Source organism: Martinezella sp. CNPSo 3732, assembly GCF_057784515.1.
The window spans coordinates 55,320-78,326 of the sequence record NZ_JBXSOO010000023.1 but is presented as its reverse complement, the minus strand read 5'-3'; the positions used below and the strand labels follow the sequence as shown (position 1 = coordinate 78,326).

Here is a 23,007-nt window from a genome sequence, read left to right as displayed (position 1 = left end):
TATGCAAAATCTTTGAACGCTACGGGGATGCAGGCATCAGTGCCTGCCTATGACCAGCGGCGCTAAGCCATTGGTGAAATTAGAGAGTTGAGACCATGCCATTTGATGGGGCCGGATCCTGGGCGCCAGTCGCCCTTTCCTCCGATCTGCCACCAGGAACCGTCATACCGGCCTGGACATCGGCTGGCCCGATTGCCCTATGGCGCAGTCAATCGGGCCGCGCAACCGCATCCTCCGATCGCTGTCCGCATCGTGGAATGAGATTGTCGCATGGCTTCGTCCGTGGCGAAGCGCTGTCGTGCATCTATCACGGATGGAGCTATTCGCTGTCAGGCGGATGCATTCGCATTCCCGCTCATCCGGATCTGCTTCCCCCGGAAACCATCCGTGTCGCCGTCCAGCAGATCGAAGAAACGGGCGGTATCTTATGGGCTGCCGTCGGGCAGCCAGCAACGCAACCACCCCAGTTCGACGAGCTTGTCCCGTTACGCTCTTTGAGCGTAGAAGCGGATGTCGCGGCAATCGAGGCCGCGGCAGGGGCGAAGGTCGACTCGAGAGGGCTGGCCCGCCTGCCTCAATCTCCCTGGATCGGGCTGCTTCTGGCGCCACAGGAGAAGCGTACGCTCGTTCTTCTCATGATCGACAGGAATCGCAGCCCGGCAGACCGCATTGCGGCGTCCCGGATTGTCGAATCCATCCGCCGTGCGGCGGAAGAGCGCCATAGGGAGGTCGCGGAATGAAAGGCGGCGCCATGATCGATGAATGGTATCCGGTCGGCCTCTTCAGCCAACTCAGCGAGAAGGGAAACAAGACCTGGTTGATGGGCGAGGCAATCGAGGTCGCCCGCGATCAGGATGGCAATGCCCGCGTGACGACCGCCGAAGGAAGAACCCTCCCCATTCGCGTCCAGTACGGCCATGTCTGGTCCTCCCTCGGAACGCCGGAGAAGGAGCTTTTTGCCATTCCGGAGGCCGACCAGCCGGGTCGCCGCTTCGTCGATGTCGGCGTGGTCCGCGTGCGCTGCTCGCCGCTTCGCGCCGTGGAGAACTTTCTCGATATCGCGCATTTTCCCTTTGTCCACACCGACATCCTCGGCGCGGAACCGCATACTGAGGTCGAAAACTACAAGGTCGAGATCCGCGAGGGCGTCGATGAAGTCTGGGCAACACAGGTAAAATTCTACCAGCCGCAGGCTGCCAAGTCGGCGACCGGCGGCATTACCACCGAATACATGTACCGCGTGCCAGCCCCGACCTGTTCCGTCCTCTACAAGACATGTCCGCCGCGACCAGGCGAATGGGACGTCATCACTTTGTTCGTTCAGCCGCTTGCAGAAGATGTGTGCGACGTGTGGCCGTGGATGGCGCTCTTCGATGATGAAACGCCGATGACGGACCTCATCCACTTTCAGCAGACGATCTTCCTGCAGGATCGCTCGATCCTTGAGAACCAGATACCCGCGCTTCTTCCGCTCGATCCCGGCATGGAAATTCCGACAAGGGCCGATCTCACCTCGGTCGCCTACCGGCGATGGCTCAAGCGCCATAATTATACCTACGGCGCACAGTTGGTCGCACAATGAAGCTCTATGATTATGTTCTATCGCCGAGTTGCTACAAGGTACGGCTGATGGCCGCGATCCTCGGCATCAAGCTCGACATCCGGCCGGTCGACTTCCATCCAGGCGCGGAGCATCGCGGGCCGGAGCTTCTGGCGCTCAATCCGGCAGGCTCCATCCCGATCCTCGAAGATGGCGATCTCGTGCTCACGGAATCCTCGGCAATGCTTGCCTATCTCGCTGCCAATGCTGCGCCGGAATGGCTGGGGCAGGGTTCGCCGCAGGAGACGGCTCGCGTGCAGCAATGGCTCTCCTTCTCGCATCGCCTGACCGCCAATCTTGGGGGCGCGCGGCTCCACGAAATGCTCCTGCGACCAGGAGATATCAAGACATTGCAGGCGCAAGGGGTTGCTGCCCTGCGCGAGCTCGAAGCAGGCCTCTTCGAACAGGGCGAGCGCGGCATGCAATTCCTCGCAGGAAGCCGGGCAACGATCGCCGATATCGCCTGCTTTCCCTATGTCGCGCTTGCGCCCGACGGCGGCATCTCGCTTGACCCCTACCCCTTGATCCGGCTTTGGATGCGCGCCATCCGCAGCCTGCCCGGTTTCATAGAAATGCCCGGCATTCACCGCCTGCACGAGCTGAAACCCGATCCGCACCCGGCAGCGGAGACGTGATGAAATGACCGGCTATCTCCTGAAAAATTGCGCCGCTGTGATCGTCGATGAGGGCAAGGGAACGAGCGTACGCCGAAACGTCGACCTGCTCACCAACGGCCCGGCGATCCAGGCGATCGGCGAAAACCTGTTGCTGAATGCCCTGCCCGAGGGCACGATCGTCCAGGACGCATCCGGCTGGTTCGTCTATCCGGGGCTCGTCAACACCCATCACCACTTCTTTCAGTGTTTCGTGCGCAACCGGGCCGACCTCGACTGGACGAAACTTTCCGTCATCGAATGGCTCGACCGCATCTATCCGATCTTCTCTCGGCTGACGGAGGACTGCTTCTATCATTCCTCGGTAACCGCCATGGCCGAGATGATCAAGCACGGCTGCACCACCGCCTTCGACCATCAATATTGCTTTCCCCGCCATGCGGGAAAACGCCTGATCGATCGCCAGTTCGAGGCAGCCGACCTTCTCGGCATGCGCTTTCATGCAGGCCGCGGCGGCAACACCCTGCCGAAATCCGAGGGGTCGACGATCCCGGACGCCATGCTAGAAACCACGGATGAATTCATCGCCGATTGCGCGCGGCTGATCGACGGCTATCACGATGCCGGCCCCTTCAGCATGCGCCAGGTGGTGGTCGCGCCTTGCCAACCGGTCAATTGCTATCGCGAAACCTTCGTCGAGTCGGTTGCGCTGGCGCGCGATCGCGGCGTACAGATGCACACGCATGTCGGCGAAGGCGAAAGCCCTGTTGTCGAGGCGCGGCGCGGCATGCGCACGGTCGATTACTGCACCGAATTGGGCTTTGCCGGCCCTGATGCATTCTACGCCCATTGCTGGGAACTGACGCATGACGAGTTGCGCAAGATGGCGGCAAGCGGCACCGGCGTCTCCCATTGTCCGGAGCCGGTCTACCTCGTCGGCGCCGAAGTGACGGATATTCCGGCGATGCAGGCCTTCGGCCTGCGCATCGGCCTCGGCTGCGATGGAGCGGCATCGAACGACAATTCTAACCTCATGCACTGCATCCATTCCGCCTATATGCTGCAGTGCCTGACGGCCTCGACGCGTCAGCATGCCGTGCCGGCCCCGCTCGATTTTCTGCGCTATGCGACAAGCGGAGGCGCAAGCCTGCTTGGGCGTACGGATATCGGGCGTCTCGCCCCTGGAATGGCCGCCGACCTTTTCGCGATCGATACGCGACGGATGGACTATGTCGGGACGCGGCATGACCCGCTGAGCCTGATTGCCAAGGTCGGGATCGGCATGCCCACCGATCTGACCATGATCAACGGACGCATCGTCTGGCAGGGCGGCGAATTCACAGGACTGGACGAGGCCGCGCTGTTTGCCGCGGCCGAGGCCACACTTGCAACAGTGGAATTCTGAAAAACCAAAAGGGGAACTGGGATGCAGAAGAATCTGACCCGCAGAACATTGATGAAGAGCGCGGCTGTGGCAGGCCTCGCAACGGCCTTTACCGGCCGCTCTGCCTTTGCCGCAAACGAACCGCTCGGCATCACGCTCGTCGTGCCCTCGCCGATCGGCGATGTCGGCTGGGGTCACGCGCTAGCTGCCGGCCTTGATCCGATCAAGGCCGCCTACGGCGACAAGGTCAAGGTGACCGTGATCGAGAACATTGCCGAAGGTCCGGATGCGGACCGCATCATGAACAAGACGGTCGCCGATGGAAACCACTTCCTGATCGCCGGCTCGTTCGGCTATCAGAACGGCGCGCTTCAGGTTGCTCGCCGCAATCCGAAGGTTAGCGTCCTGCATGCCTCCGGCTTCCAGGTCGCACCGAATTTCTCGCCCTTTGCCGCCAAATATTTTCAGGGAACCTATCTACTCGGTATGGCGGCAGCCGCCGTCTCCAAGACGGGTAAGCTCGGCTCCGTGTCCGCCTTCGCGATTCCCGAACTGATCACGTCGGTAAACGCCTTTACGCTTGGCGCACAGGCCGTGAAGCCCGACATCGAAGTATCGGTCGTCTGGGTCAATTCCTGGTTCGATCCGGCGAAGGAACAGGAAGCGGCAAAGGCTTTGATCTCGCAAGGCTGCGACGTGATCTTCTCGAACGCACAGGATACGCCTTCGGTCATATCAGCCTGCGAGGCTGCCGGTGTCTACGCCTTCAACCTGAATTCCTCGATGAAGAAATATGCGCCGAAAACCTATCTCGGCTGTATCTCCACGGACTGGTCGCCGTTCTTCAAGGCATCGGTAGATGCCCATCTGGCCGGCACCTTCAAGGGCGCCAACGCTTTTCTCGGCGTCGCTGAGAAGGTCGTCGAAGTCGTCGACTGGAGCCCGGCAATCCCGGCCGATACCATGGCAAAGATCAAAGAGACCGAAGGCAAGATCGCAAGCGGCAGCTTCTCGCCGTTTACCGGCCCGATCACTAAGGCTGATGGCAGTGAAGGAGCAGCTTCGGGCGCGACACTGACGGATGCGCAGATCGTCGCGATGGACTGGCATGTCAAAGGTGTGAAGACGCCTTTGCCGAAGTAAGTCGCTCATGACCACTCTGCTGCTCTCGCTGCGCGGCATCTCCAAAAGCTACGGCCAAGTCCATGCTAACAAGCATGTCGACCTGGACGTGGCCAAGGGCTCGATCCATGCCATCCTCGGAGAAAACGGCGCCGGCAAATCGACCCTGATGAAGCTGATCTACGGCGTCGAACAACCAGACGAAGGGACTATCGCCTGGCATGGGCAGCCTCTCAGCCTTGCCTCTCCCGCGGAGGCGAGGCGTACCGGCATCGGGATGGTCTTTCAGCACTTCTCGCTGTTCGAGAGCCTGACGGTGGTCGAAAACATCCGCCTGATCGTCTCGGGCCGCAAGGCCGAACTTGCGCGGCGCATCCGCACGCTTGGCGATGAATTCGGACTTGAAGTCGATCCGCTGGCCCATGTGCACGAACTGTCTGTTGGCGAGCGGCAGCGGGTGGAAATCATCCGGTGCCTGATGACCGATCCGAAGCTGCTGATTCTCGACGAGCCGACATCGGTGCTGCCGCCGCAGGCCGTCGGCAAGCTGTTCGAGACGCTGCGCCGGCTGCGCGACGGCGGCGTCTCGATCCTCTTCATCTCGCACAAGCTGGAGGAAATCCAGTCTCTGTGTGACCGCGCCACCATCCTGCGTGCCGGCCGTGTGACCGGGCATGTGGATCCGCGCGAGCACGATGCCCATGATCTCGCCCGCATGATGATCGGCCGCGACATGCCGGAAGCAATCCCCGCATTGCCTATGGCTGAAGGCGAAAAGCGCCTGGAACTCATTGGCCTCGATTACCGACCCGACGATCCTTTCGGCGTGCCGCTCTCCACCATCAGCCTGAGCGTGCGCAGCGGCGAGATTCTGGGCCTTGCCGGCATCTCCGGCAATGGACAAAAGGAACTGGCCGCGCTGATTTCAGGGGAAACGCCACTGCCGCGGGACAAGCGCGATCAGATCTTCATGATGGGGCAGGATGTCGGCAGCCTCGACGCCGCCAGCCGCCGGAAGCTTGGCTTTGCCTTTGTTCCGGAGGACCGGCTCGGGCATGGCGCCGTTCCCGAAATGTCGTTAACGCTCAATAGCCTGCTGACGGCCCATCCCTTGAAGCTCATCAGGCATGGTTTCATCGACAAAGCGAAGGCAACGGATTTCGCAAACGAGTGCATCCGGGATTATGACGTGCGCACGCGCGGTCCGGAGGCCGAAGCCGGGTCGCTTTCCGGGGGGAACCTGCAGAAGTTCATCGTCGGCCGCGAAATCATGCTGGCGCCGAAACTGCTGTTTCTTGCGCAACCAACCTGGGGCGTCGATGTCGGCGCGGCTTCCGCCATTCGCAAGCGGCTGATCCAACTGCGCAATCAGGGCATGGCAATTCTCGTCATATCGGAAGAGCTCGAGGAATTGTTCGAGCTCAGCGACGTCATCCAGGTCCTTTACCACGGTAGGCTGAGCCCGCCGCTCGTCACCCGCGATACAAAAGCTGAGGAGATCGGTCGATACATGATCGGCGTACAGCCCCAAGGCGAAAAGGTATCCGCATGAGCCTTTCCTTTTCTGCAATCCTCCCCAGCTTGATCCGCCGCGATCGAGCCTCGTTTACCGCAAAGCTGCTCGCGCCGCCGATCGCCCTCATCGTCACCATCGCGCTCAATCTCGGTCTCTATATCGCGATGGGCCGTGATCCGGTGGCCGTGATCTATGCCATGCTGATCGAACCATTCATCTCCTGGGCTTCATTCTCGGAAGTATTGCTGAAGACCGGTCCGCTACTTCTGATCGCACAGGGTCTCGCAATCGGCTTTCGCGCCAAGGTCTTCAACATCGGCGCGGAAGGCCAATTCATTCTTGGCGCAATCTTCGCCTCCGCCATACCCATCTGGCTGCCGCAGGCGACGGGCCAATGGATGTGGCCCGCAATGCTGCTGCTCGGCACTCTCGGCGGCGCTTTGTGGGCGTCTCTCACTGCCTTCTGGCGCGTCAGGTTCAACGCCAATGAAATCCTCGTCTCATTGATGCTGAGCTTCGTTGCCGCGCAATTGCTCAACTATCTTCTTCTCGGCCCATGGAAAGATCCGGGCGGCTTCAATTTCCCGCAGTCGGTCATGTTCCAGTACGATGCAATGGTGCCGATCCTGTTCGAGGGAACCCGCGTCAATGTCTCGCTTATCCTTGCTGTCGGCCTGTCGATCGCCGCGTGGATCTTCATGCAGAAAAGCTTCGCCGGGTATAAATTGCAGGTCGGCGGACTGGCTCCTCGGGCGGCGAGCTATTCCGGTTTCAAAGAGAGCTGGGCAATCTGGCTGTCGCTGATCATTGGCGGAGCGGCAGCCGGCCTTGCGGGTGCCGCCGAAGTTGCCGGACCGCTTGGCCAGCTGCAGCGTTCGATATCGACCGGATATGGATATGCGGCAATCATCGTTGCCTATCTTGGCGGCCTCAATCCAATCGGCATCGTCATCTCCGCGATCATTATGGCAGTGCTCTATATCGGTGGCGATAACGCCATGGTCTCCGCCAATCTGCCGATTGCAGCCGTCCGCGTGTTCCAGGGCAGTCTGCTTCTCATCTATCTCATTGCCGTCGCCTTCGTGCGCTATCGCATCGTCTGGCGCCCCACACCCGCCCGGAGCACATCATGAGCGCCGTCGAGTTCATTCTTGCCGGCATGCTGGCAGCAGCAACGCCGTTTCTACTGGCAGCTCTGGGCGAGCTTGTCGCTGAGCGCGCGGGCGTCTTGAACCTCGGCGTAGAGGGCTTGATGGCCGTTGGCGCCGTCATAGCGTTCATTGTCGTTTATCATGGCGGTGGTCATCTTCTTGCCTTCCTTGCGGCAGGTCTCGGAAGTGCGCTCCTCTCCATGATTTTTGCCGGTATCACACTGGGCTTCAACGCAAACCAGGTTGCAGCCGGTCTTGCCCTCGGCATTTTCGGCCAGGGCCTCTCCGCGCTGTTTGGCAAGAGTTATGAGAGCCTGACCGTTACCACCTTGCCAAAGATCGCAATTCCCGGGCTTTCGCAAATTCCGGTCGTCGGGGCCTTTTTCAGTCAGGATATCGTCGTCTGGATCTCGCTTGTCGTGACGATCGGCATATGGGCGACGTTTGCCTATAGCAAGGTTGGTCTTATCCTCCGCGCCGTCGGTGAAAATCCGAAAGCCGCGCATGCTATCGGCTATCCCATCGTCTCGATCCGCTTAGCGGCAGTTACGTTTGGTGGCGTGATGGCCGGCTTTGCCGGTGCGTATGCCTCGACGATCTATACGCCACTCTGGGCGGACGGCATGATCGCCGGGCGGGGCTGGATTGCCATTGCCCTCGTTGTCTTTGGGACCTGGCTGACATCCAGGATTTTCTTGGGCGCCTGCCTGTTCGGTGCGGTATCGCTGATGGGTCTCGCCGCGCAGGCCAGCGGGCTCGCAATTTCCTCGCAATTGCTTGCATGCCTGCCCTATCTCGTGACGATCATCGTCCTTGGCGTCATCTCCGTAGATCGCCGCCTCTTGAAGCTCAATGGCGTCGCCTCGCTCGGCGAACCGTTTGAACGCTAGCGAATGTCCATAGGCGGAAACTTCCATATCCGCATGCCACGGCGATTGGTCGCTTGAAGCATGGGTGATGGACGGCAAAATCCCCCGATGAATTTCCTTCGCTTGCCTTACGGGCAGCAATACCGGCATTCTTCTTGCTTCTGACAATTCATGAGCTCTCACTGAGAGGGCGCGTTCGCTGGTTCAGAACAAGGAGGCTTTCCGTGATCCTATCCGATACTCAAAATAGAGTCCCGCCGAATGATCCCGTACTCTCGGTACGCGGTCTGACGGTCAGCCTTCCGAAGAATATGGAACGCGTGCATGCAGTGCAAGATATCTCCTTCGACCTGATGCAAGGCGAGATCCTTTGCATCATCGGTGAATCCGGGTCGGGGAAATCGGTGACCGCGAACGCGATCATGGGCCTGCTGCCATCCATCATAAAGGTAACGGCAGGCACGATCCGCTTCAAGGGAACGGATCTCGTAAGCGCCGACGACGCCACCCTTCGAAGCCTGAGGGGACGGGCCGTTTCGATCATTTTCCAGGACCCGCTCTCGGCGCTCAATCCACTGATGACGATCGGCGACCAGATCATCGAGGTTCTCGATGCTCACAAGATCGGCACGCCGGAAAGCCGGCGGCAGAAGGTGAAGGAACTGCTCGGCGAAGTCGGCCTGCCCGATCCGGATCTTCTCCAGCATCAATATCCCTTCCGGCTATCCGGCGGACAGCGGCAGCGGGTGATGATCGCCATGGCGCTGGCGCTCGATCCGGACGTGCTGATCGCCGACGAACCGACCACCGCATTGGACGTGACGACGCAGGCCCAGATCCTCGAATTGATCCGCAAGATACAGGCGCGCAAGAAGATGAGCGTCATGTTCATCACCCATGATTTCGGCGTGGTCGCCGAGATCGCCGACAGGGTGATCGTCATGGAGAAGGGTCACCTCGTCGAACAGGGACCGGCAGCGCAGGTACTGAATGCGCCTGTTCATCCCTATACGCAGCGTCTTATCGCGGCCGTTCCCCGCATGACCACCGCCGGTCGCGAAACCATTGCCGAAGCGCCCGTGGTGCTGGAAGTCGATAAGCTCAACAAGACCTATCGAGCGGGAAGCGGCTTCCTGTCGAAATCGCGGACGGTGCAGGCGGTCAACGACGTCAGCTTCTCGATTCGCAAGGGACGCACATTGGGTGTGGTCGGTGAATCCGGCTCCGGAAAATCCTCGCTCGGCCGCGTCCTATTGAAGCTTTCGAGCTCGGACAGCGGCCGGATTCTCTTTGATGGCCGCGATATCGCCCCGCTGTCGGACGATGACTTCCGGCCATTGCGCCCCTATATCCAGATGATCTTTCAAGACCCCTTCGCCTCACTGAACCCGCGCCATACGATCGGCCGCATTCTCACCGTCGGACCGATGGCGCACGGCCTGCCGATGCATGAGGCCAAGGCGAAGGCGCTACGTCTTCTCAAGCGCGTCGGCCTCGACGAAGGCGCCTTCGACCGCTTTCCCCATGAATTCTCCGGCGGCCAACGCCAGCGCATCGGCATCGCCCGTGCCTTGATGTTCGACCCCGTGCTGCTCGTGGCTGATGAGGCGGTTTCCGCTCTCGACGTCTCGATCCAAGCGCAAATCCTCAAGCTTCTTGCGGAAATCCAGCTGGATACCAAAGTGGCGATGATCTTCATTACCCACGATCTACGCGTTGCCAGTCAGATCTGTGACGAAGTCGCCGTCATGTACAAGGGCGAGATCGTCGAATATGGTCCGCCTTCGCAGATCTTCCGCGCGCCGTCGCATGCCTACACCCAAAGCCTGCTGGCTGCCATACCCGGCAGCGACTGGGAAGCGGTCGGCTGAAACGTCCATCGAACGAGGCGTGGCAGCGCCGAATGCGGCCCGCTTCTGCTTAATTACCACCATTCGTGCACGCGCCGGCGGCGATTGATGCCTGAGAAACAGGCAGTCTTCCGCGCTGATTATTTTTTATCTGATTGGGCGAAAAAATAGTTGCATTTATCCACTATCCGCCCTTTCATGAGCATGAGATTTCAAGCGACGATCCGCCGCAGACGATCATGAACCTGCCACGGCATGAAGGTGGCGGGAACGGTGTTTCGTTACCTTTCAAGGGTTCCGAGCCATGCCGCCGACCAAGACCCCGCCAACGTCCGTGAAGGATATCGATATCGATGTCCTTGAGGATACGCTGAGCTTTTATATCCGCAGCATCAATCTCGCCGTCTCGCGCGATCTGGACGAGAAGCTGGAAGGTCTGGACGTCGCCCGCGGAACGGGAAAGATCACTACCCTGTTCCTGGTCGACGACAATCCGGGAATCCGGCCTTCCACCATCGCGCAAATCATCCTGAAAGACCGCTCGGCGACCGGCAGGCTGATCGAACAGATGGAAGCACATGATCTCCTTACGCGCGAGACGTCGGCGGACGACAGCCGCGCCCAGGAACTCTACATCACGGAAAAAGGTCACGAACTGGCAAAACGCGTGCGTGCCATCGTCACCAAGCAATCCCGCGAATTCTTTTCCGACATCACCGACGAAGAACACAGGCTGCTGATCGACATACTGCGCCGGACCTACCGGCGCATCGTGGCGCAATCGTGAGCCGGCAAACCATGGGAGAGCAGACATGGGCATGAGTGACGAGCGTGTCGCAATGATATCCGGTGCCAGCCGAGGGATCGGCGCAGCACTCGCCGAGGAACTTGCCGCCAAGGGATGGCGGCTCTCGCTCGGCATGCGCCGTCCTGAAATGCCCGCATGGGCAGACCCGGCGCGCGTTGGCGTCTTTGCCTATGATGCCGTCGATGCGGACGCATCCGATCGCTGGGCGGAAGAGACGCTTCGCACCTTCGGGCGCATCGACGCGGTCGTCGCCAATGCCGGCATTGGCATCGCGAAGAGCGTGATCGAAGCCGATGATGCCGACCTCGACGGTCTGCTCGAGGTGAACGTCAAGGCACCCCGAAGACTTGCAAAATCCGCATGGAGCGCCCTTGCTTCAAGCGGGCGCGGCCGGGTCATCATCGTCGCTTCGCTTTCGGGAAAGCGGGTGAAATCCGCAAACTCCGGCCTTTATGCCGTCTCCAAATTCGCGGCGGTCGCGCTGGCCCATGCCATACGCCACACCGGCTTTGACCTAGGCATCCGCGCTACCGCCATCTGCCCCGGCTTCGTCGCGACCGACATGGCGCGCGGGCTTACGAGCAAGCCCGATAGCGAGATGACCGATCCGCGCGACCTCGCCCGCATCATTTCCATGCTGATGGATTTGCCGAACGAGGCAAGCGTTGCCGAATTTACGATCAATTGCCAGTTAGAGGAGTCTTTCTGACCATGCCTGGCCCCTATGTTGTGCCCGTTCACGGGGATGCGGAACTGCCCAAGGAAGTCGACGTCGTCGTCATCGGCGGTGGCATCATCGGCACCTCGACGACGCTGGAACTTGCCGAACGCGGTCTGCGGGTCGCGCTCTGTGAGAAAGGCGGCATCGGCCAGGAGCAATCGAGCCGCAACTGGGGCTGGGTGCGCATTTCCAGGCGCGATCCGCGCGAAGTGCCCCTCATGGCGGAGGCCCTGCGCATCTGGAGCACGCTCGACAAACGTACCGGCCGCGACACGGGCTACAAGCGCGCCGGTATCATCTTCACCTGCGCGGATGACAAGCAATATGCCGATCATGAGCGCTGGAACCGCAATCTGGAAGGCTACCAGCTGGAAAGCCGCATGATCAGTGGCGCCGAATTCAAGACCCTCTTTCCCAGCACGCAGATGGAGCTCAAGGGTGCGCTCCTTACCGCCGCCGACGGCCGTGCCGAGCCGCAGCGAGCCGCCCCCGCCATTGCCGAGGCCGCCCGCGACAATGGGGCCTCCATTCTGACCGAATGCGCAGTGCGTGGCATCGAGACGGCCGGCGGCCGCATCTCCGGCGTCATCACCGAACGTGGCCCGATCGCCTGCAAGGCCGTCGTGCTTGCCGGCGGCGCCTGGTCCAGCCTGTTTGCCGGCATGTTCGGGCTCGATCTGCCACAGTTGAAGGTGATGAATTCCGTCTTGCGCACCAAGCCGCTGGAAGGCGGCCCCGAGCAAGCCATCTGGGCGAGCGGCTTTGCCCTGCGCAAGCGTCAGGATGGCGGCTACACGATCGCTTCGGGCCATGAGAACATCGTGGACATCGTACCGAGCTCCTTCCGCTACGCCGGCAAGTTCCTGCCGGCGCTGAAAAAGGAGTGGCGCTCACTGAACTTCCGCGTTTCCGGCCGGTTCTTCGACGAAGCGCGCATTCCCAATCGGTGGGCGATGGACGAGGCAAGCCCCTTCGAATATTGCCGCGTCCTCGACCCCAAACCCTCCACCAAGCTTTCGAACGCGGCGCTCGCCAATCTCAAGAAAGCCTTTCCGGTTTTCGAGAAGGCCGAGATCGCCCAGCGCTGGGCGGGCTATATTGACGTGACGCCGGATGCCGTGCCGGTAATCGATGCGATCGACAGCATTCCGGGCTTTCATATCGCCGCCGGCTTCTCCGGCCATGGCTTCGGCATCGGGCCGGCGGCCGGACGGCTGATGGCCGACATCGTCACCGGCAAGCCGCCAGTGGTCGACCGCAAGAACTTCCGTTTTTCCCGCTTCCACGACGGTTCGAAGATCGAACTGATCAGTGGTTTCTAACCTCTCCGAACCAAGCAGACAGCACAACGACGAAAGAGACGAACAGCCGAAATCCTAGCAACAAAAAAGGGGAACGATCATGACCGATGTAAATGACACCATCCTCCTGAAACCAACCCGCCGCCAGGCATTGACTATGATGGCGCTCGGCGCCTCCGGGTTGATCATGCCCAATATCCTCGGTCGCGGCGAAGCTTTCGCGGCACCGCCCGCCAAGCCGACCGGGCAGCTTGTCATCGGCTTCTCGCAGGAGCCGACCGTCTTCAATCCGCACCTAATCCACATCGAAGTCGATGAGGGCATCCATTTCAGCGTCTTCGATCCGCTCTTTACCGTCACACCGGAGGGCAAGTTTACCCCTTCGCTTGCAACCGAAGTCCCGACGGTCGAAAACGGCGGCATCTCGGCCGACGGCCTTCATTGGAAGATCAAGCTGCGCGATGGCGTGAAGTGGCATGACGGCACGCCGTTCACCGCCGAAGACGTCAAGTTCACCCTCGAACTCATGGTCGATCCGAACTTCCGCAGCTGGCGCAAGACCGGCCACGAGTTGGTGCGCGACCTGACCGTCGTCTCGCCGACGGAAATCACCTGGCGGATGGAGAAGCCGTTTGCGCCCTATCCATCGATCCTCGCCATGACCTTCATCGTGCCCAAGCATATCCTTGGTGCGGAGAAGGACAAGAACACCGCCCCCTTCAACAATGCGCCCATTGGCACCGGCCCGTTCAAATGGGTCGAGCGTGTCCCCGGCGATCACATCACGCTCGCGGCCAATACCGACTATTTCGGCAACGGTCCTTATCTCGAAACCGTGGTCTACAAATATGTTCCCGACCTGACGGTGCTTTATACGCAGTTCAAGACCGGCGATATCGACGTCGTCGGCCTGCAATGGATCACCCCGGATCACTATGATGAGGCCAAGGGGCTGGATGGGAAGGCCGTTGCCGTCGTTCCGGCCGCCACGGTCGAATCCGTCGGCTTCAACATGGAGAAGCCGCAATTCAAGGACCCGGCGGTGCGCGAGGCACTCTACTACGCAATCGACAAGCAGACGATCATCGATGCACTCTACTACGGCCTGCCGACACCGACAGAGAGCTACATTCCGCAGCAGTCCTTCTATTACAATCCGGACCTGCCGAAACAGGAATTCAGCACCGACAAGGCCAAAAAGATCCTCGATGACGCCGGCTGGAAGCCGGGTCCAGACGGCATTCGCGTGAAGGACGGCGTCAAGCTTTCCTTCACCAACTCCACCACCGCCGGCAATCATATCCGTGAGCAGGTGCAGCAGTTCATGCAGCAGACCTTCAAGGATATCGGCGTGGAGCTCACCATCTCCAACCTGCCGCCGGCGGTCATGTGGGGCGACTATTGGACGATGTCGAAGTTCGATTCCGTCATCGTCGGCATCAACTTCCAGACCGGCTCCGATCCCGACACCTCGGATTATTTCCGCTCCACGGCGATCACCGCCAAGGGCGGAGCCGGCCAGAACTCCTGGCAATATGCCAATCCGGAGGTCGACAAGCTTCTGGCGGAAGGCGGCCAGATCTTCGTGCCGGAGGAACGCAAGAAGGTCTACCAGAAGATCCAGGAGATCATGCGCCACGACCTGCCTTTCCTGCCGCTATTCCAGTATGCGACCGTGCGCGGCCATAAGGTGGGGGTCGAAAACGTCACTCCCAACATCAACGTGCGCATCGACAGCTGGAATGTGGGCACCTGGTATTGGGCCAAGGCATAGGCTGCTTGTCCAGCCCTTCGGCCGAGGCGTCGAAGGGCTGATCGCTTCCCATTCCGCAACCATCGGAGACGAATGCCATGTTGCGCTATCTCCTGAGCCGCCTGTGGCAGAGCCTGGTGCTGCTGCTCCTCGTATCAATGATCGGCTTTGCCGTCCTTACCCTCGCTCCCGGCGGTCCGCTGTCGCAATATACGCTGACGCCAGGCATGACCAAGGAAGCGCTCGACAGGATCGCGGCCCAGATGGGCCTCGACCGGCCGTTGCCGATCCAATATCTCGACTGGCTGAGACATCTGCTGATGGGCGATTGGGGCCGCTCCTACCGCGACAACCAGCCGGTATTGTCGATCATTTTCGGCCATCTCTTCGCCACGCTGCTGCTAATGGGCACATCCATGGTGATCTCGATCGCGATCGGCACCTGGATCGGCATCAAGGGGGCAACCCGCCGCTATTCGATCTTCGATTACAGCGCCACCGTCGGCGCCATGGTGGCGCTGTCGATACCGACCTTCTGGTTCGGTCTCGTCGCCATCTATATTTTCTCGCTGAAGCTGAAATGGCTGCCGGCCGGCAACATGTACACAGTCGGCAACGGCTCGCTCGGTGATTATGCGATCCATCTGATCATGCCGAGCCTCGTGCTCGCGCTTGTCAACATCGCGGTCTGGAGCCGCTACATGCGCACCGCCACGCTCGAGGTCATCAACCAGGATTTCGTGCGCACCGCCAAGGCCAAGGGCCTCTCGCCCCGGCGCGTTCTGATGCGCCATGTCGTCGGCAACGCGCTATTGCCGATGATCACGCTTGCCGGCCTGCAATTGCCGACCATTCTCGGCGGTGCCCTGGTGGCGGAGACGGTCTTCACCTGGCCGGGAATGGGCCGGCTTTTCCTCGATAGCCTCGGCTACAGCGACTACCCGGTTGTCATGGGCCTCCTGATGTTCTCGGCAATCTTCGTGCTGATCGGCAATCTGCTTGCGGATCTGCTCGTCGCCTTCGTCGATCCGCGCGTCCGGCTTGGTTAGGAGAAACGCCATGTCTTCCTCCTCTCCCGCAACCCTTTCGCAATCATTATTCGCCCATTCGCGCTGGTGGCAAAATCGCACGTTGCGCCGTTTCATGCGCCACAGGCTCGCGCTCCTCGGCGTGGCAATGATCACGCTCATAGTCCTTGCCTGCCTGCTCGGGCCGTCGCTGCTTCCCTATGACGAGCTCTATATCGACCTGCGGGCTCGTTTCGCACCGCCCTTCGCGGCTGGCTACCATATTTTCGGCACCGACCCGCTCGGGCGCGACGTTGCGGTACGCCTGTTCATGGCTGGCCGGATTTCGCTCCTCGTCGGCTTCTTCGCGATGGTGCTCAGCACCCTGATCGGCACGGTGATCGGTGTGGTCGCCGGCTATTACGGTGGGCGCATCGGGATATTGCTGATGCGCTTCGTCGATGCCTTTCTATCCTTTCCCAGCATCTTCCTGCTGCTGGCGCTGGCCGCCTTCATCAAGCCGAGCCCGTTCATGATCACCGTCATCATCGCGGTGACGAGCTGGATGGAGACCGCGCGCATCGTCGAGGCGGAAGTACGATCGCTGCGCGAACGCGATTTCGTGCTCGCCGCGCGCATGCTCGGCCTCTCCAACAGATGGATCATGTTTCGCGAACTGCTGCCGAACGCCATCGGCCCGATCATCGTCGCCGCTACGCTGACAGTCGCCCGCGCCATCCTGCTCGAAGCCTATGTCAGCTTCCTCGGCTACGGTATCCAGCCGCCGCTCCCGAGCTGGGGCAATATGCTGAACGGCGCCCAGCAATATCTCGCCAGCGCGCCATGGCTGGCCATCGTTCCGGGTGTCGCCATCACGCTTGCCGTCACCAGCTTCAACTTCATTGGCGACGGCCTGCGCGATGCACTCGATGCCCGCAGCGATCTGCATTGAGGATGCGGGATGACGAAATTTTCGCCGTTCAAAACAACCCTGTGGTACGCCACGGCGGCCCCTGCACCCGATACAACGGAGCTGGAAGGCACGATCAAGGCAGATGTCTGCATCGTCGGTGGCGGCTATACGGGGCTAACCACCGCTCTTGAGCTTGCGAAGAGCGGCACAAGTGTCGTGCTTCTCGAAAGGGAGGAAATCGGCTTCGGCGGCTCGGGCCGCAACGCCGGGCACTGCACGCCGACTTTCACCCATTACAGCCTGCCGGAACTGCGCTCCATGCTGGGCGAGCCCTGGGCCGAGCGATTGATCGCCCGGCAGACGCGCGCCAACGACCGTGTCTCCAGCATGATCCGTCAGTACCAGATCCAATGCGAATGGCAGCAGAACGGCTATGTCATGGGCGCGCTTTACCCCCGCCTGATGAAGACAATCGAGGAGAAGGTTCGCACCTACAATGCCGTCGGCGCGAAAACGCGAGCCATCGGCAGGGACGAGGTTGCAGCGATCACCGGCAGCCCGCGCTTCCACGGCGGCTGGCTGCATGAAGAGGCCGGCCATCTTAATCCCCTCGGCTATTCCCGCGGTCTCGCACGCGCTGTCATCCAGGAAGGCGGCGTTATTCACACCGATTCGCCGGTGACGGGATGCGAGCGCGTGGCGGGCGGCTGGGCGGTCAGCACGCCGAAGGGGAAGGTCTTTGCCGACAAGGTGATCTTCGCGACGGGCGCCTATACTGTCGGCGGCTGGCCGAAACTCGATCGGACCTTCAAGATCCAGAGGGTCTTCGTCGCTGCTACCCAGCCGCTTTCCGACGACGAGCGGCTGTCGGTGCTCCCGCGCAACACCACCATCCACGATGGGCGTGGCGATATCTATGTCTACAAATACAATGCCGAGGGCCGGATCGTCGCCTCCATGTTCCCGATGGGACGGCGCGGCCGCGACATGGACTATACGCGGCAGGTCATGAGCGACCGGTTGAAATGGCTGCATCCGCAGATCAAACAGGAGATCCGCTGGGAATATTTCTGGTTTGGCGAGCTGGACATGCAATACCGCACCATCCCCCGCCTCTACGATCTGGCGCCAGGCGTCGTGGCGCTGACCGGCCTGTCCGGCCGCGGCGTACCAACAGGCAGCATGCTCGGCGGCATCCTGTCGGAATGGGCCAGAGGCGTGCCGGAAAAAGACCTGTCGCTGAAGCTGGAGCCGCTTTCGGCGGCTCCCTTCTATATGAATTACGGTCCGAAGCTGACGCTGCGCTATTATCGTATTTCGGATTGGATCAAGAACAAACTGGCGGGCGTTCCCTTGCCCCCGCATGCCTGATCGCCGTCAACATCCTTGGTATCAGGAGAAGGCCGAACGCCGGCTGGCTGCGACAGGTTTGACCGTGAAGATCGCTTGCCCGCGCTCACGGACACTCTTGAACCTGTGCGCTGCCGTTCCGATCAAACTATCTGGCAAAGCGTTCCGGCCGGAAAGAGGTCAGAAGCGGATGACGCTTGCCAGTGGCGATCTCGTCGGCAAGCAGTTCGCCTGCGATCAGACCGAGAGTGGCACCGCTATGGCTGAAGGCAACGAAATAGCCCGGTATGGCCTGCAATTCGCCGAAAACCGGCTCGCCATCACCCGGAATGGGCTTGGGGCCAACGCCGTAGTCGCCGATTTCGAGCTTCGGGTTCCCTTCCAAGACCTTTGACGCTTCCCGCAGCAGCCCTTCGAGTGTCGAAGGCTTGATTTCATAGCTGCCATCGGCATTTACGATAACCTCTTCTTCGGACCAGGCCGAATCGAGCGCAAAAGCGCCGTCAGGAGTGGGCCGGATGGCAACCTTCGGCGTATTCAGCACGGCCTTCAGGGGATGCTTGATCGGCTTCGTCCGAACGAGAAGAGCGATCGGCGTATCGTCGCCAATATGCTGACCGGCTTCCGCAACGATCGCCGGCACCTCGCCGCCGGCCGCCAACAATACGGCATCGGCAGTCCAACGGGCGCCATTCGCAGTCGTGACGCCACAGGCGCGGCCATCCTCCACCTTGATAGCCGCCCGGCCGGCATCGGTGACGATTTCGCCGCCTAATGCCCGGAACTCTTCGGCAAGAACGCTGATCAGGGACGGCAGATCGACCCAGCCCTCGCCCGGATTGAAGATTGCGCCCTGCTGCGTAACGGCGCTTGCATCGACGCCCGGCGTCACTTTCGCAATCTCACCCGACGTCAGCAATTGTGCATGATAGCCAAGGTCACGCTCGTAATCGAAGACGGCGGCAATGTCGTTATCGGCTTCGTCGGCATCCCAGGTCAGGCCGCCGTCGAAGCGTAGCCATGCCGCGTCCGGATATCTTGCGGAAAGCGTGCGATAGCGGTCGATGCCGGCGAGACGCAGCCGATGATAGGCATCGGAGCGGCGCCTTGCGGAATTGAGCCAGGCGAGCGAGCGGCCCGATGCGCCATTCGCCAGTGGGCCGTCGTTGATCAGCGTTGTCTGAACGCCAAGCCGCGCGAGATGAACGGCCGTGGAAACACCGAAGATACCGCCGCCGACAACAACGGCTTTTGAAGAACGAGTGGGAGCATGCATGTTGGAAAACCTTGTCAGTAGGGAATATTATGATCGAAGGGCCGCCAGATTTCTCGCCGGCCCGTTTGTCAGAGGACCTCGGCGAGGAAGCGTTTCAGCCGTTCGCTTTGCGGATTGTCGAAGATCTGTTGCGGCGGACCGGCTTCAACGATGCGGCCTTCATCCATGAAGACGACCTGATCGGCGACCTTGCGGGCAAATCCCATTTCGTGAGTAACAACCGCCATGGTCATGCCCTGGCGCCCGAGATTGGCCATCAGGTCGAGCACGCCCTTGACCAGCTCCGGATCGAGCGCGCTCGTGACCTCGTCGAAGAGGACGACTTCCGGATCCATGGCAAGGGCGCGGGCAATGGCGACACGCTGCTGCTGGCCGCCGGAAAGACCGGCTGGGCGGTGGTCCTTGCGCCCGGCAAGCCCCACTTCCGCCAGGCGGGTCTCGGCAATCCGCCGCGCCTCAGCTTTCGGCATCCTCTTGATCTTCGTCAGCGACAGCATGACGTTTTCAAGCGCGGTGTGGTCCGGAAAGAGATTGAAGTGCTGGAATACCATGCCGACGCGGCGGCGCAGGCTTTCCGGCTTCATGGATAGGATGCTTTCGCCATCCAGCTCGATGGCGCCGCGCTTCGGCTCCACGAGCCGATTGAGGCATCGGAGCAGCGTCGACTTGCCGGAACCGGACGGCCCGATGATGCAGGTCACCGTGCCTCTCGCTATGTCGAGATCGATGCCCTTCAGCACTTCGAGATCGCCATAGGACATGCTGAGATCGCGGATTTGAACGGCCCCACCCTTGAAACGCGAAGCAGCGGCGTCGGAAGGCGTCCCGGTACCCGAAGCGGCCTCCAGCTCGCCGACCTCGACGAGGCCGCTCGTGCCACCGGAGCCGCGCCCCTGACGCCCAAGGCGCAGACGTGCGTCGATATAGTTGACGAGATGCGTCAGCGGCACGGTGATGACCAGGTAGAAGATGCCGGCCAGCAGCAGAGGTGAGAGATTGCCCGTCACCACAGCCTGATCCTGGCCGACGCGAAAGATTTCGCGCTCTGAGGCCAGCAGCCCCAGGAAGTAGACAAGGCTTGAATCCTTGACGTTGCCGATGAACTGGTTGACGAGGGCGGGCAGGACGCGCCGGACCCCTTGCGGAATGACGATCAGCCGCATGCCCTGCCCGTAGCTCATGCTCAGCGCGCGGCAGGCTTCCATTTGACCACGCTCGACGCTTTGAATGCCCGATCGAAAGATCTCACCGATATAGGCGCCTGCAATCAGGCTCAGCGCGATGATGCCAAGCGGAAAAGGCGACGGCCCGAAGATCTCGCGGCCGATGCGGGCAAAGCCCTGGCCGATGATGAGGATCGTCACGATCGCCGGCAGGCCGCGAAAAATATCGGTGTAGATGCGTGCCGGCAGCCGCAGCCAACGGGACTGCGAAATGCCCATGACGGCCAGCACCATGCCGATGATGACGCCGAGCACGGTGGAGGCCGCCGCCAGGATGAGTGTGTTCTTCAGTCCGACCGTGATCATGCTCGGCAGGACTTCTGCCATCGCATCCCAATCGAGGAAGCTGCGACGGAGATTTTCAAGCCAATCCATTCAATTCCCCATGAAATTCGTGAAGCAGGTTGATGCCGCCGCCCGGCAAGCCGGGCAGCGGCGCGGCCTTACTTCTTGGGAAGATATTGATCGGGCATCGGCGAGCCGGGGAACCACTTCTCATAGAGCGTCTTCCAGGTGCCGTCCTGCATCGCTTCGTGCAGCGCCTTGTTGAGCGCCAGCCGGAAGGCGTCGTTGCCCTTGTGGACGACGAAGCCCGCCGGTGCGTCGAAGGATGGGATATTCACTGCGATCTTCAGTGCCGGATAGCGCTCGCCATATTGTTTGGCTGCTTCATAATCGAGGAAATGCGCGTCAATGGTGCCGTTGTTCAGCGCCGCCACGGCGGAATTGTTGTCCGGAAATTTGACGAGATCGGTGCCGGTGAAATTCTTCGTGGCATAGACCTCCTGCAGCGTACCCTGCACGACGCCGAGGCGCTTGCCCTTGAGACCGCTCGTATCCTTGATCGAGGCATCCGATGTCAGAACCGAGAGATAGCCGGCGAGATAGCCATCGGAGAAATCGACCGTCTTCTTGCGTGCCTCGGTCGTTCCGATTGCGGCAACGGCGACGTCGAAACGCTGGTTGGCAACGGAAGGCAGCAAGGCCGAGAACTCCTGGCCGGTAAACGTCACCTTGTCCTTGGGAAAGCCCATGCGCGAAACGACGTTCAGAAAGAGCTCGATATCGAAGCCGGTGAATTGCCCATCGGCTGTCGTGAACGTGTAGGGCTTGGAATCTCCCATCGTGCCGACGCTGATGACGTTCGGATCGATCAGATTATAGGGATTGTCGGCGGCAACCGCCGGGCCGACGCTTGCTGCGACGATATAGGCGAGCACGCCGGCGCGCAGAGGCGCGGCGATGGCCGAGAAAATGCTGGATAATTTCATGTTCGTTCTCCGCTCTGAAGGATGCTCTTATCGGCATTCATGCATGCGCGTCCTCATCTCCACTCCCTACGGCAGCAAGAGATTTTCTGGACAAGAGACCGGTATCATGCAAAAAGAGACCGGTCTCAATGCTATTTGTTAACTTCAGATTGACCGTCCGTCAACAACTCTTGTAATCGTCATCCCATGGAAGAGCCCCTCACCTCGAAACGCTCCGTAACTGTTGCAGACGTTGCCAGGGCCGCGAATGTCTCGAAGGCGACTGCCGCCCGCGTGCTCGGCGGCTATGGCGTCGTTAGCGACAAGGTTCGCGAGCAGGTGCTTGCCGCTGCGGCGACGCTCGAATACCGGCCGAACGAACTTGCCCGTAGCATGACGACAGGCAAATCCGGCATCATCGGAGTCGTGGTCGGCGATATCGAAAATGCCTTCTTCAGCCTTGCCGTCCGAGGCATCAGCGATGCTGCGCGCATGGCCGGCTTCAATGTGATCATTGCCAATTCCGGTGAAGAACTCGATGCGGAAAAGTCGGCGGTCGATCTCCTCATCGGCAAGCGCGTCGATGGACTAATCGTGACGCCGGCACGCTGCGACCGAATGGAGCATCTTCAGGACATACGCCGCGTCGGCGTGCCTCTCGTCCTCTTTGACCGCAACATTCCGGAGCTCGGCGTCGACGCCGTGACGGGTGATGACTTCGATGCCGCCATGATCGCAACCCGCCGTCTTCTCGACATGGGGCATAGACGGATTGCCTATATATCGGCGATGGATGCCAGGAGCGAACCCCTTGTCGATATCAGCAGCATTTCCAATTCCGCCGTGCGCGAACGCGTGGATGGCATGTTGAAGGAGCAGGCCGATGCGGGCATCGAGAACGCGCGATATTACGTGCGGCTCGGCGCGACCGATCAGCCAATGACGGATGATATCGTCAAGAGCCTGCTGCATGATGCGGCACCTCCGACCGCCATTATCGCGTCGGACAGCCTCGTCGGGCTTAGGGTCTTCAAGACCTTGCAAAAACTGGAATTGTCCATACCACGCGACATATCGATGATCTCTTTCCTGGACGCGGACTGGACGACCGTCACGACACCGCCGATTACCGTCATCGACCAGCCCGTTTACGAGATGGGAAAGAAGGCGGCCGAGCGCCTGATCTCGCGGCTGAACGGCAAGGATCTACCCGTCGAGCGAACCGCCATCAAAGCAGGCCTGATCATGCGCGGATCGGTCGCCTCGCCATCTCGCGACAGCAATCAATAACGCCTCGCT

Annotated in this window: 20 protein-coding genes; 17 read left to right on the top strand and 3 right to left on the bottom strand. The window is 60.7% G+C overall.

The window, feature by feature from the left end; translation table 11 throughout:
- The first annotated feature begins 95 nt into the window (after window positions 1–95).
- From AC13RM_RS27550 to AC13RM_RS27475, 16 genes are all read left to right on the top strand, one after another.
- Window positions 96–740 (top strand): Rieske 2Fe-2S domain-containing protein, encoded by a 645-nt coding sequence (locus AC13RM_RS27550; protein ID WP_374819110.1) that lies wholly within the window; start codon window positions 96–98, stop codon window positions 738–740.
- Entirely contained in the window at window positions 737–1,582 is an 846-nt protein-coding gene (locus AC13RM_RS27545) for an aromatic ring-hydroxylating oxygenase subunit alpha (RefSeq protein ID WP_374819108.1), read from the top strand. Before AC13RM_RS27550 ends, AC13RM_RS27545 begins: the two co-directional genes overlap by 4 nt.
- A complete protein-coding gene (locus tag AC13RM_RS27540) occupies window positions 1,579–2,235 on the top strand; it encodes a glutathione S-transferase family protein (RefSeq protein WP_374819106.1) in 657 nt (218 codons plus the stop codon). The genes AC13RM_RS27545 and AC13RM_RS27540 overlap by 4 nt, the downstream gene beginning before the upstream one ends.
- A gap of 4 nt (window positions 2,236–2,239) precedes the next feature.
- Window positions 2,240–3,619, top strand: coding sequence for an amidohydrolase (locus tag AC13RM_RS27535; RefSeq protein WP_374819104.1), 1,380 nt, complete (start codon window positions 2,240–2,242; stop codon window positions 3,617–3,619).
- Between the two features lie 21 nt (window positions 3,620–3,640).
- A complete protein-coding gene (locus AC13RM_RS27530) occupies window positions 3,641–4,741 on the top strand; it encodes a BMP family ABC transporter substrate-binding protein (protein ID WP_374819102.1) in 1,101 nt (366 codons plus the stop codon).
- Window positions 4,742–4,748: 7 nt separating this feature from the next.
- Complete coding sequence (locus AC13RM_RS27525; protein WP_488555911.1) at window positions 4,749–6,272, top strand: ABC transporter ATP-binding protein; 1,524 nt, start codon at window positions 4,749–4,751, stop codon at window positions 6,270–6,272.
- Window positions 6,269–7,369 carry an ABC transporter permease gene (locus AC13RM_RS27520; RefSeq protein ID WP_488555910.1) on the top strand — a complete coding sequence of 367 codons (1,101 nt, stop codon included), beginning with the start codon at window positions 6,269–6,271 and terminating at the stop codon, window positions 7,367–7,369. Before AC13RM_RS27525 ends, AC13RM_RS27520 begins: the two co-directional genes overlap by 4 nt.
- Window positions 7,366–8,277, top strand: a complete 912-nt coding sequence (locus AC13RM_RS27515; RefSeq protein ID WP_488555909.1) for an ABC transporter permease — start codon at window positions 7,366–7,368, stop codon at window positions 8,275–8,277. Before AC13RM_RS27520 ends, AC13RM_RS27515 begins: the two co-directional genes overlap by 4 nt.
- Window positions 8,278–8,483: 206 nt before the next feature.
- Window positions 8,484–10,127, top strand: a complete 1,644-nt coding sequence (locus tag AC13RM_RS27510; RefSeq protein WP_488555920.1) for an ABC transporter ATP-binding protein — start codon at window positions 8,484–8,486, stop codon at window positions 10,125–10,127.
- A gap of 283 nt (window positions 10,128–10,410) precedes the next feature.
- Window positions 10,411–10,893 carry a MarR family winged helix-turn-helix transcriptional regulator gene (locus AC13RM_RS27505; protein ID WP_488555908.1) on the top strand — a complete coding sequence of 161 codons (483 nt, stop codon included), beginning with the start codon at window positions 10,411–10,413 and terminating at the stop codon, window positions 10,891–10,893.
- 31 nt (window positions 10,894–10,924) lie between these two features.
- Entirely contained in the window at window positions 10,925–11,623 is a 699-nt protein-coding gene (locus AC13RM_RS27500; RefSeq protein ID WP_488555919.1) for an SDR family NAD(P)-dependent oxidoreductase, read from the top strand.
- A 2-nt stretch (window positions 11,624–11,625) separates the two neighbouring features.
- The gene (locus AC13RM_RS27495) at window positions 11,626–12,957 is read left to right on the top strand and encodes an NAD(P)/FAD-dependent oxidoreductase (protein WP_488555907.1); all 1,332 of its coding nucleotides are present in this window, start codon (window positions 11,626–11,628) and stop codon (window positions 12,955–12,957) included.
- A gap of 79 nt (window positions 12,958–13,036) precedes the next feature.
- Window positions 13,037–14,710 (top strand): peptide ABC transporter substrate-binding protein, encoded by a 1,674-nt coding sequence (locus tag AC13RM_RS27490; RefSeq protein ID WP_488555906.1) that lies wholly within the window; start codon window positions 13,037–13,039, stop codon window positions 14,708–14,710.
- Between the two features lie 77 nt (window positions 14,711–14,787).
- Entirely contained in the window at window positions 14,788–15,738 is a 951-nt protein-coding gene (locus AC13RM_RS27485; protein WP_113346852.1) for an ABC transporter permease, read from the top strand.
- Between the two features lie 10 nt (window positions 15,739–15,748).
- Window positions 15,749–16,648 (top strand): ABC transporter permease, encoded by a 900-nt coding sequence (locus tag AC13RM_RS27480; protein ID WP_488555905.1) that lies wholly within the window; start codon window positions 15,749–15,751, stop codon window positions 16,646–16,648.
- Window positions 16,649–16,657: 9 nt separating this feature from the next.
- Window positions 16,658–17,980 carry an NAD(P)/FAD-dependent oxidoreductase gene (locus tag AC13RM_RS27475; RefSeq protein WP_488555904.1) on the top strand — a complete coding sequence of 441 codons (1,323 nt, stop codon included), beginning with the start codon at window positions 16,658–16,660 and terminating at the stop codon, window positions 17,978–17,980.
- A gap of 127 nt (window positions 17,981–18,107) precedes the next feature.
- Here AC13RM_RS27475 and AC13RM_RS27470 read toward each other — a convergent pair whose 3' ends face one another.
- The 3 genes from AC13RM_RS27470 to AC13RM_RS27460 all read right to left on the bottom strand — a co-directional run bounded on the left by AC13RM_RS27470 (window position 18,108) and on the right by AC13RM_RS27460 (window position 21,729).
- Entirely contained in the window at window positions 18,108–19,235 is a 1,128-nt protein-coding gene (locus AC13RM_RS27470; RefSeq protein WP_488555903.1) for an NAD(P)/FAD-dependent oxidoreductase, read from the bottom strand.
- 68 nt (window positions 19,236–19,303) lie between these two features.
- Window positions 19,304–20,833 (bottom strand): amino acid ABC transporter permease/ATP-binding protein, encoded by a 1,530-nt coding sequence (locus tag AC13RM_RS27465; protein WP_488555902.1) that lies wholly within the window; start codon window positions 20,831–20,833, stop codon window positions 19,304–19,306.
- Between the two features lie 68 nt (window positions 20,834–20,901).
- Complete coding sequence (locus AC13RM_RS27460) at window positions 20,902–21,729, bottom strand: ABC transporter substrate-binding protein (RefSeq protein WP_488555901.1); 828 nt, start codon at window positions 21,727–21,729, stop codon at window positions 20,902–20,904.
- 186 nt (window positions 21,730–21,915) lie between these two features.
- Here AC13RM_RS27460 and AC13RM_RS27455 point away from each other — a divergent pair, with 186 nt between their 5' ends.
- Entirely contained in the window at window positions 21,916–22,998 is a 1,083-nt protein-coding gene (locus AC13RM_RS27455) for a LacI family DNA-binding transcriptional regulator (RefSeq protein ID WP_440479402.1), read from the top strand.
- Window positions 22,999–23,007: the final 9 nt, after the last annotated feature.

Bases quoted from the DNA above. Each gene is read 5' to 3' on its own strand.
- AC13RM_RS27550 (WP_374819110.1), top strand. From the start codon at position 96: ATGCCATTTGATGGGGCCGGATCCTGGGCGCCAGTCGCCCTTTCCTCC.
- AC13RM_RS27545 (WP_374819108.1), top strand. From the start codon at position 737: ATGAAAGGCGGCGCCATGATCGATGAATGGTATCCGGTCGGCCTCTTC.
- AC13RM_RS27540 (WP_374819106.1), top strand. From the start codon at position 1,579: ATGAAGCTCTATGATTATGTTCTATCGCCGAGTTGCTACAAGGTACGG.
- AC13RM_RS27535 (WP_374819104.1), top strand. From the start codon at position 2,240: ATGACCGGCTATCTCCTGAAAAATTGCGCCGCTGTGATCGTCGATGAG.
- AC13RM_RS27530 (WP_374819102.1), top strand. From the start codon at position 3,641: ATGCAGAAGAATCTGACCCGCAGAACATTGATGAAGAGCGCGGCTGTG.
- AC13RM_RS27525 (WP_488555911.1), top strand. From the start codon at position 4,749: ATGACCACTCTGCTGCTCTCGCTGCGCGGCATCTCCAAAAGCTACGGC.
- AC13RM_RS27520 (WP_488555910.1), top strand. From the start codon at position 6,269: ATGAGCCTTTCCTTTTCTGCAATCCTCCCCAGCTTGATCCGCCGCGAT.
- AC13RM_RS27515 (WP_488555909.1), top strand. From the start codon at position 7,366: ATGAGCGCCGTCGAGTTCATTCTTGCCGGCATGCTGGCAGCAGCAACG.
- AC13RM_RS27505 (WP_488555908.1), top strand. From the start codon at position 10,411: ATGCCGCCGACCAAGACCCCGCCAACGTCCGTGAAGGATATCGATATC.
- AC13RM_RS27500 (WP_488555919.1), top strand. From the start codon at position 10,925: ATGAGTGACGAGCGTGTCGCAATGATATCCGGTGCCAGCCGAGGGATC.
- AC13RM_RS27495 (WP_488555907.1), top strand. From the start codon at position 11,626: ATGCCTGGCCCCTATGTTGTGCCCGTTCACGGGGATGCGGAACTGCCC.
- AC13RM_RS27490 (WP_488555906.1), top strand. From the start codon at position 13,037: ATGACCGATGTAAATGACACCATCCTCCTGAAACCAACCCGCCGCCAG.
- AC13RM_RS27485 (WP_113346852.1), top strand. From the start codon at position 14,788: ATGTTGCGCTATCTCCTGAGCCGCCTGTGGCAGAGCCTGGTGCTGCTG.
- AC13RM_RS27480 (WP_488555905.1), top strand. From the start codon at position 15,749: ATGTCTTCCTCCTCTCCCGCAACCCTTTCGCAATCATTATTCGCCCAT.
- AC13RM_RS27475 (WP_488555904.1), top strand. From the start codon at position 16,658: ATGACGAAATTTTCGCCGTTCAAAACAACCCTGTGGTACGCCACGGCG.
- AC13RM_RS27470 (WP_488555903.1), bottom strand. From the start codon at position 19,235: ATGCATGCTCCCACTCGTTCTTCAAAAGCCGTTGTTGTCGGCGGCGGT.
- AC13RM_RS27465 (WP_488555902.1), bottom strand. From the start codon at position 20,833: ATGGATTGGCTTGAAAATCTCCGTCGCAGCTTCCTCGATTGGGATGCG.
- AC13RM_RS27460 (WP_488555901.1), bottom strand. From the start codon at position 21,729: ATGAAATTATCCAGCATTTTCTCGGCCATCGCCGCGCCTCTGCGCGCC.
- AC13RM_RS27455 (WP_440479402.1), top strand. From the start codon at position 21,916: ATGGAAGAGCCCCTCACCTCGAAACGCTCCGTAACTGTTGCAGACGTT.